This window comes from Methylobacterium sp. UNCCL125 (assembly GCF_900116795.1).
GTDB classification, from domain to species: Bacteria; Pseudomonadota; Alphaproteobacteria; order Rhizobiales; family Beijerinckiaceae; genus Methylobacterium; species Methylobacterium fujisawaense.
This window is the reverse complement of the sequence record NZ_FPBW01000020.1, coordinates 138,643-146,432: the sequence shown is the minus strand read 5'-3', so window position 1 is coordinate 146,432 and position 7,790 is coordinate 138,643. Positions and strand designations below refer to the sequence as shown.

Annotated in this window: 8 protein-coding genes and 1 other annotated feature; of the genes, 3 read left to right on the top strand and 5 right to left on the bottom strand. The window is 65.2% G+C overall.

The annotated features are described in order from the left end of the window. The 3 genes from BM396_RS20765 to BM396_RS20755 all read right to left on the bottom strand — a co-directional run. Nucleotides 1–501: ring-opening amidohydrolase (locus BM396_RS20765; RefSeq protein WP_139239526.1), on the bottom strand; the 501-nt coding region annotated here is incomplete at its 3' end. 406 nt (nucleotides 502–907) lie between these two features. Further along, a complete protein-coding gene (locus BM396_RS20760) occupies nucleotides 908–1,492 on the bottom strand; it encodes a TetR/AcrR family transcriptional regulator (protein ID WP_081948719.1) in 585 nt (194 codons plus the stop codon). Further along, nucleotides 1,489–1,953: a nuclear transport factor 2 family protein gene (locus BM396_RS20755; protein WP_043385342.1), complete on the bottom strand. Its 465-nt coding sequence runs from the start codon at nucleotides 1,951–1,953 to the stop codon at nucleotides 1,489–1,491. Before BM396_RS20755 ends, BM396_RS20760 begins: the two co-directional genes overlap by 4 nt. A gap of 337 nt (nucleotides 1,954–2,290) precedes the next feature. Next, nucleotides 2,291–2,346 (top strand) — a sequence feature (sul1 is cis-regulatory element that is thought to sense ions involved in sulfur or methionine metabolism; They are found in Alphaproteobacteria). Nucleotides 2,347–2,460: 114 nt separating this feature from the next. On the opposite strand from BM396_RS20755, the gene BM396_RS20750 reads away from it, so the two are divergent. Further along, entirely contained in the window at nucleotides 2,461–3,945 is a 1,485-nt protein-coding gene (locus tag BM396_RS20750) for a SulP family inorganic anion transporter (RefSeq protein WP_091994935.1), read from the top strand. A 165-nt stretch (nucleotides 3,946–4,110) separates the two neighbouring features. On the opposite strand, the gene BM396_RS20745 is transcribed toward BM396_RS20750, so the two are convergent. After that, on the bottom strand, nucleotides 4,111–4,488 hold the full coding sequence (locus tag BM396_RS20745) for an ArsR/SmtB family transcription factor (protein WP_043385350.1): 378 nt from the start codon (nucleotides 4,486–4,488) through the stop codon (nucleotides 4,111–4,113). A 106-nt stretch (nucleotides 4,489–4,594) separates the two neighbouring features. On the opposite strand from BM396_RS20745, the gene BM396_RS20740 reads away from it, so the two are divergent. Continuing rightward, nucleotides 4,595–5,341 (top strand): glucose 1-dehydrogenase, encoded by a 747-nt coding sequence (locus tag BM396_RS20740; RefSeq protein ID WP_043346290.1) that lies wholly within the window; start codon nucleotides 4,595–4,597, stop codon nucleotides 5,339–5,341. A gap of 340 nt (nucleotides 5,342–5,681) precedes the next feature. On the opposite strand, the gene BM396_RS20735 is transcribed toward BM396_RS20740, so the two are convergent. Then, nucleotides 5,682–6,293, bottom strand: a complete 612-nt coding sequence (locus BM396_RS20735; RefSeq protein ID WP_043385352.1) for a helix-turn-helix domain-containing protein — start codon at nucleotides 6,291–6,293, stop codon at nucleotides 5,682–5,684. A gap of 189 nt (nucleotides 6,294–6,482) precedes the next feature. Between BM396_RS20735 and BM396_RS20730 the strand changes: the two genes are divergently transcribed. Continuing rightward, nucleotides 6,483–7,790, top strand: coding sequence for an MFS transporter (locus BM396_RS20730; RefSeq protein ID WP_244538922.1), 1,308 nt, complete (start codon nucleotides 6,483–6,485; stop codon nucleotides 7,788–7,790).

The window sequence follows — 7,790 nt, the reverse complement described above, 5'->3', positions numbered from 1 at the left end:
AGCGCTCGTCAGGAGCGGGCACTTCACCTGCACGAAATGCACGTCGGCGGGATCGGTGAGCCCCGCCTCTGCCATGGCCCGGCCGACCGCCGCCGCAGTCGCCTCGACCTGCGCCATCCGGCCGATCTCCTCCGCCCGGAACTCCTGGGTGAAGGCCGTGCCGATGGCGAGCGCCTTGCCCACCGGCACCGCGGGGCCGTCACGCCGGGCGAGGACGAGGAAGTGCGGCGACAGCCCGCCTTCGGTGCCGCCGGACATGACGAGGGCGATCCGCGCTCCGACCTCCGCCGCCGTGCAGCCGAGGGCGGTGGCGAGCGCCGTCTCCAGGGCCATCACCGCAAGCTGCCGGGTGAAGTCATTCACGCAGCCATTGCCCTCGGTCTTGCCGAAGATCGCGACGATCTCGGTCACGTCCACCGCCCCGGAAGCGACGAGGCCCATCACCTCGGAGACGTCGGCGGGATGCTGCGCGGGCACGCGGAAGACGAGGCATTCGGGCATGGGGGAACCGGGGTGGAAAAAAGGGGCGCCGCCCTTCCATCGGGGCAAACCCATCGTCCGTCCGCGCGCCCAGCGACGACAGGGACCGGCACGGTCGGGTGGCCAGCCGGGGCAAGCACAGACCGGACCATCTTCGGAGAATCCCTGCGCCTTCTATCGCCCGGGCGGAGCAAGTCGTCGATCGGCTCCCGACTCCGAACCAGCACATTGGCCCAATCTGCGGTAGAAGTAGACCGTCTCCAGACCACTCCCTACCGCCGTTCCGGTAGCGACCCAGTCCGGCTGTTCCAGACTGCTTCGTGGCGTCCTGGAACCGAACACTTGGATGCAAGCAGCTTCGTCGCACCTTTGTTTTCCGGAGGCTGTAGCACAGTTTAAGGCGCATGCTCGATAACGTTACTTGTCGTTATGCTCTGTGATTGCTTATTGCTTCGAGTAAAATGGAGTGCTGTCGATGAACAACCCGGAGAAAGACGGCGTCGTCCTCTAAGGCTCGCGCCAGCACAATCGCGCCTTGTATCCCCGAAACCACCTCCTCCGCGAGTTTCGAGGCGTGTAATTTGGAAACTCCACCGGTTTCTAAACACTGAGCGAGAGCAGATATCCAGCGGGCGAAATAACTTCTTATTCGCACCGCGAAAGCGGCTCCAGAGGCATTCAGACCAAGGCAGCCGACCAGACATACCCTTCTGCCGGATCGGAAGTATACCGTCACGTCCTCGATCATGGACGTGACGGCAGCCGTCGGATTATTTGCATGCTCCAACGTCGAGAAAATCACCTTCTCGAACCAAGCGTCTATGTCGGCAAGAACCGCCTCCATCATCTCTTCCTTCCCGCCCGGAAAGAAGTTGTAGAGGCTGCCTTTGCCGAGGCCGGTCGCCTGCGACAGTACCGACAGGCTCGCGCCCTCGAACCCGTGCTCGCGGAACGCTTCCGCTAGTGCTGGGACGGCATCGGCACGCTCGGTCGGGGCGCGCTTAGCGCTCAAAGGCCGAGGTCGCTGAGCGAGGGATGATCGTCGGGTCTGCGGCCCAGTGGCCAACGGAATTTCCGCTCCGTCTCGTTGATCGGCATTTCGTTGATGCTGGCATGGCGGTGGGCCATCAATCCGTCCTCAGCGAATTCCCAGTTCTCATTTCCGTAGGCGCGGAACCAATGTCCGCCGTCGTCACGATACTCATATGCATAGCGCACAGCGATACGGTTGCCGGTAAAGGCCCAAAGCTCCTTGATTAGCCTGTATTCGTGCTCTTTATTCCACTTGCGTGTGAGGAAATCTTGTGCCTCCTCCCGATTGTTCGCAAATTCGACACGGTTCCGCCAGCGTGTATCGGACGTATACGCTGTCGCGACCTTGGCCGCATCGCGCGTGTTCCAGCCGTCTTCAGCAAGGCGCACCTTTTGGATCGCGGACTCTTCAGTGAACGGGGGAAGCGGGGGCCGGGACATCGGAATCACCTTTCAGAACCATGTTGTACCGTTCGGTACAACATGGTGGCCGACCGATCAAGCCCCCTGGGAGCACTCCTACTGTCGGTTCGGGGATCTGCATGCGGCGAGCGGCAGCTTCCTCCGATCTTGGCTCTGAAAGCAGACCGGCGGGAAGCCACCCTGAGCGGCCCTCCCGCAATCGACCCCACCCAGTCGTCCAATGCCGCCTGAGCAGGCCCGGTCAGCAGACGTGCAAATGCTGGGACGTCGAAGCCGATCCTGCGGTAGGCGACGCGCCGGACATCGTTGGGATATTGCAACGCACCACCCTGCTGATGTACGAGGGCGGTATAGGACAGGACCCGGTGAAAGCCCGGGTGGCTCTTCCGGCCGGCGATCCGCCGGACCACGCAATTGACGGCGACTGTGTCACGGACTCCCGCGGGGGCCGACCTGCCGTCTTGCGCCTCCCGCACGGGGTTGCAGACGCTTCGCGTGCCGGGACGATGAAAGTCCCTATCCAACATGAACTTCGCACATCTCCGGAGCGAATGGGTTCCGAACACGGTCACGCGTGAATTATTGGCCGGCGCGGTGGTCGCCCTGGCCCTCATTCCAGAAGCCATCGCCTTCTCGATCATCGCAGGCGTCGACCCCAAGGTCGGCCTCTACGCCTCCTTCTGCATCGCCGTGGTCACCGCCTTCGCCGGTGGCCGGCCGGCGATGATTTCGGCCGCCACCGGCGCCATGGCGCTGCTCATGGTCGAGCTCGTGAAGGCCCACGGGGTGGGCTACCTGTACGCCGCCACCATCCTCACCGGGCTCCTGCAGATCGTCGCCGGGGCCCTGCGCCTGGGCAACCTGATGCGGTTCGTCTCTCGGTCGGTGGTCACCGGTTTCGTCAACGCCTTGGCGATCCTGATCTTCCTGGCGCAGATGCCCGAGCTCCTCGGCCAAGGCACCACGGTCTACGTCATGATCACCATCGGCCTCGGCATCATCTACGGGCTGCCGTACCTGACCAAGGCCGTGCCCGCCCCGCTGGTCACCATCGTCCTGCTCACCGCCATCTCGATGTCCTTCGGTCTCGGCATCCACAAGGTCGGCGACATGGGCGCGCTCCCCAGCGACTTGCCCTGGGTTGCGCTGCCGCAGGTGCCGTTTACCATCGAGACTCTTGGGATCATCCTTCCGACTGCCCTGACACTGACCATGGTCGGGTTGCTGGAGAGCCTGATGACGGCGGCGATCGTCGACGAGATGACCGACACCACCTCGAACAAGAACCGTGAGTGCGCCGGTCAGGGCGTGGCCAACATCACCTCCGGATTTTTTGGCGGCATGGCTGGCTGCGCCATGATCGGGCAGTCGGTCATCAACGTGTCCTCCGGTGGGCGCGGCCGTCTCTCGACGTTGTTCTCGGGCGTGTTCCTGCTCTTCCTCATCGTGGTGCTCGGGCCCTACGTGGCACAGGTTCCGATGGCATCGCTCGTGGCCGTGATGATCATGGTCTCGATCAACACCTTTCAATGGAAGTCTCTGCGCACCCTGGTCACCCATCCGAAGGCGTCGAGCGTGGTCATGCTCGGCACCGTCGCGGTGGTGATCGCTACTCACGACCTCGCCAAGGGCGTGCTGTTCGGCGTAATCTTGAGCGGGCTATTCTTCGCCCACAAGGTCACAAAGTTCTTCGCCGTCCGGTCCTCCCGTAGCGAGCGCGACGTGCGGACCTATCAGGTGATTGGGCAGATATTCTTCGCCACGGCGGAAGCCTTCCACGCCGCCTTCGATTTTCGCGAGGAAGCACTGAAAGGAGTGGTGATCGACCTGCAGGCGGCGCACTTCTGGGACATCTCGGCCATCAACGCCCTCGACCGGGTCGTCCTGAAGCTTCGCCACCATGGCATCACGGTTGACGTCGTCGGCATGAACGAGGCGACAGCCACCATGGTCGAGCGCATTGGCACCCACGACAAGCCTGGGGCGACGTTCGCTGTCGGCGGTCACTAACTCGACGGCAGGCCATCCTCGCATCGCGTTGGCAGTGCGTGAGGATGGCCGCTTTGCGATCAACACGCTCAGAAGCAGTCATGCCGCTTCCCACCCCGAGCAGCCGGTAAGCACCCGATCCAAGTCGGTCGCCGTCGGTGGATTGGAGCATTCTCGGATGCAGACCTAGGTCACGTCTTTATCGAGTGTGGGTGTCTCCGCAGCACGCAAGTCGTGGCGCTGGTCTGAAGCGTAGGCATTGATGATCCCTGCCAGCAGACCGGGAAAGCGTGCCTCCACCTCGATCCAGCGGGAATGGTTGCGCACTTCGACGCCGTGACGTTCGCTGCGGATCAAACCGGCCTCGCGCAGAACCTTGAAGTGGTTGGACAGCGAGGATTTCGGGATGACCCGGTCCCCAACTGCCGAGACTGCCGAGCAGGCCTCGACACAGCCCGCCTGCATGATCTTGGCGAAGATGGCCGCGCGGCTCGGATCGGCGAGCGCGTGCAGGATCGCCTCCGGACGCACGTCATCGATAGCGGGGTGAAACAGGGGTCTCATATTTCGTCCATATGGGGACTTGAACGACGCTCCATTAGTTCCGAAGTTCCGAACTATGGGTCTAAGGCTGCCATCCCGGAGCCGGTCCCAGTCGGAGATAGCACACATGTCGAAGCTTGAGGGCAAGGTCGCCGTCGTGACCGGAGCATCCAAAGGCATCGGTGCGGCGATCGCCAGAGCGTTGGCCCAGGATGGCGCCGCTGTGGTGGTGAACTACGCGTCCAGCAGGGCCGGGGCTGACGCCGTCGTGGCGGCCATAACCTCGGCTGGCGGCAGGGCCATCGCGGTCCAGGGCGACGTGTCCAAAGCGTCCGAGGCGCAGGGTGTGATCGAGGCGGCGGTGCGGGAGTTCGGGCGGCTCGACGTGCTGGTCAACAACTCCGGCATCTACGAGTTCGCGGCGATCGAAGAGGTCACAGAGGAACACTATCGCCGCCAGTTCGACGTCAACGTGCTCGGCATTCTGCTGTCGACCCGGGCGGCCGTGAAGCATCTCGGCGAAGGCGCGAGCATCGTGAACATCTCTTCGGCGATCACGCACGTGCATACGCCGGCGGCGGCGGTCTACGCGGGCACGAAGGGCGCGGTGAACGCGATCTCGGGCGTCCTCGCCAATGAGTTGGCCCCGCGCAAGATACGCGTGAACGTGGTCAGCCCCGGCTACGTGGTGACCGAAGGCACGCACACGGCCGGCATCTCCGGCTCGGAGATGGAAGCCGGGATGGTCGCACAGACACCTCTCGGCCGCGCCGGCCACCCGGATGACATCGCGGGCGTCGTGACGTTCCTCGCGTCCGATGACGCGCGCTGGCTTACCGGCGAGAACATCACCGCCAGCGGCGGTATTCGCTGAAACACAACGACTAGACCTGCGCGCACGGGCCAGACAGGGGCTGCGCGCAGGAGCGCCACGCAGGACGAGCGTTGTCGAACTACGTCAACCCTTCGATAGCGTCTGCTTTGCTGTCTCTCGCACCGGAAGCAGACCTGCGGCTTTCCACCCAATCCGGTCATTCGGAGCCACACGCCAGCGGGGCTGGACTTGGCCGAAAGCCGTCGGTCCGCTTTCAAGAAGGTCCGCCGGAAAAGCGGACGGACTGCTACCGATCCAACCCGGCCGCCCAAGCTGCCGCCGGCGGTTCTCCAACGCGGTTATTCTAGGGGCGACTCTCATCCGGCGTAGGAGGGGACGCTCACCGCAGCCGCGTTGCGTCGATGACTAGGAAGTACTGGCAAGCCTCTGCCCCAAGATTGGTGAAGGCGTGCCCGGCATCGGCCTCGAAATACAGGCTGTCCCCCTCCTCGACCACGAGGGACCGCTCGCCGATGACGGCGCGCAGGCGCCCCTTCAGCACGAAGATGTATTCCGAGACGCCCCTGCGGTGAGCGACGAACTCCCCCGCCGTTGCTCCCGGCGGCAGGGTGTTGAGCACCATGTCGATTCCCCGGCCCGGCAGGACGGGCGAGAGGCAGCGGCGCAGGAAGCCCGTTTCCTCGTCGCGCAGCACCGGCTGACGGGCGGCGGGGATCAGCAGCACCTCCCGGTCGGTGGCGGGCGACATCAGGCGCGAGAAGGTCACGTCCAGGGCCTCGGCGAGGCGGGAGAGCACCGCCGTCGACGGTACCGCCTCGCCGCGCTCCACCTTGGAGATCATCGACCGGCTCACCCCCGACAGGGCGCTCAGCGCCTCCAGGGAGAAATCCCGCTCCTTGCGCCGCCGCCGGATCTCTCCGGCGAGCACCTGGAGCTGCGAGCGGGCCTCGGCGTCGGCCTGCTCGCGCCGCCCCTCTGTCATGACCGTCATCGGCACGTCGTCCTGGTCCCCCGGCCAGAGCGCTCCCTCGTTCCCGGAAGCTCGTGCGAGGGACTTAGCACGACCCGCGCGGCCGTGTCCGCCGGACCGGCGCGTCCGGATGGCACGCGGCTTGTATCGCCTTGAGTGGAAATTCCTCTTTCAAAGTGGATGACCGACATGGTCGACGCCGCCCTCCCGATGGATGGAACCCTGCTGGCCGCGCAGGATCCCGTGACCCCTGCGGACCGCCGCCAGATCGTCTGGTCGAGCGTCATCGGCACCACCATCGAGTGGTACGATTTCCTGATCTACGGCACGGCCAGCGCGCTGGTGTTCAACAAGCTGTTCTTCCCCAGCATCGATCCGGTGGTGGGGACCATCGCCGCGTTCGGCTCCTACGCCGTGGGCTTCCTGGCGCGGCCCCTCGGCGGGGCGGTGTTCGGCCATTTCGGCGACCGGGTCGGGCGCAAGGCCATGCTGGCCCTGACCCTGATGATCATGGGGATCGGCACATTCCTGATCGGCTGCCTGCCGACCTATGGGCAGATCGGCATCCTGGCCCCGGTCCTCCTCGTCGCCCTGCGCCTGGTCCAGGGCATCGGGATCGGCGGCGAATGGGGCGGCGCCGTGCTGATGGTGGTGGAGAGCGTGCCGCAGGAGCGGCGCGGCTTCTTCGGCAGCGTCGTCCAGCTCGGCTACCCGATCGGGGTGATCCTCTCGATCGGCGCCTTCGCCCTGACCGGCCTCCTGCCGGAGGAGGCGTTCCTGTCCTGGGGCTGGCGGGTGCCGTTCCTGGCGAGCGCGCCGCTGGTCCTCGTCGGCCTGTTCATCCGCCTGCGGCTGCACGAGACCCCGGCCTTCCGGGCGATCAAGGCGCGGGCGGCGACGGCCCGGTTGCCGGTGATGGAGATCCTCACCGAGCATCCGGGCCTGTTCCTGAAGGCGGTGGGCCTGAAGGTCTCGGAGATCGCCTATGTCAGCGTGGTGACCGTGTTCTCGATCTCCTACGTCACCGGGCAACTCGGGCTGTCGCGGGGCGTGATCCTCAACGGGATCCTGATCGCGGCGGTGATCGAACTCTTCACCATCCCGGCCTTCGGCTGGCTGTCGGACCGCTACGGCCGCAAGACCCTGTTCGTGGCCGCCTGCCTGTTCTCGATCGCCTTCGCCTTCCCGATGTTCCAGCTCCTCGACACGCGCAACCCGACCACCATCGCCCTGACGGTGGCGGTCGCCCTCAGCTTCGGCCAGGGCATCATGTTCGGGACTGGGGCCGCCTGGATGTCCGAGATGTTCCACGCCCGCCTGCGCTACAGCGGCGCCTCCCTCGGGTTCCAGGTCGGCGCGGCCCTGAGCGGCGGCTTCACCCCGCTGATCGCCGCCGCGCTCCTCGCCTGGAGCGGCGGGGCGACGTGGCCGATCTCGACCTACCTCATCGTCCTCGCCTGCGTGACGCTCGTGGCGACCTTTCTGGCGCCGGAGACGGCCCGGCAGCCCATCGACTGA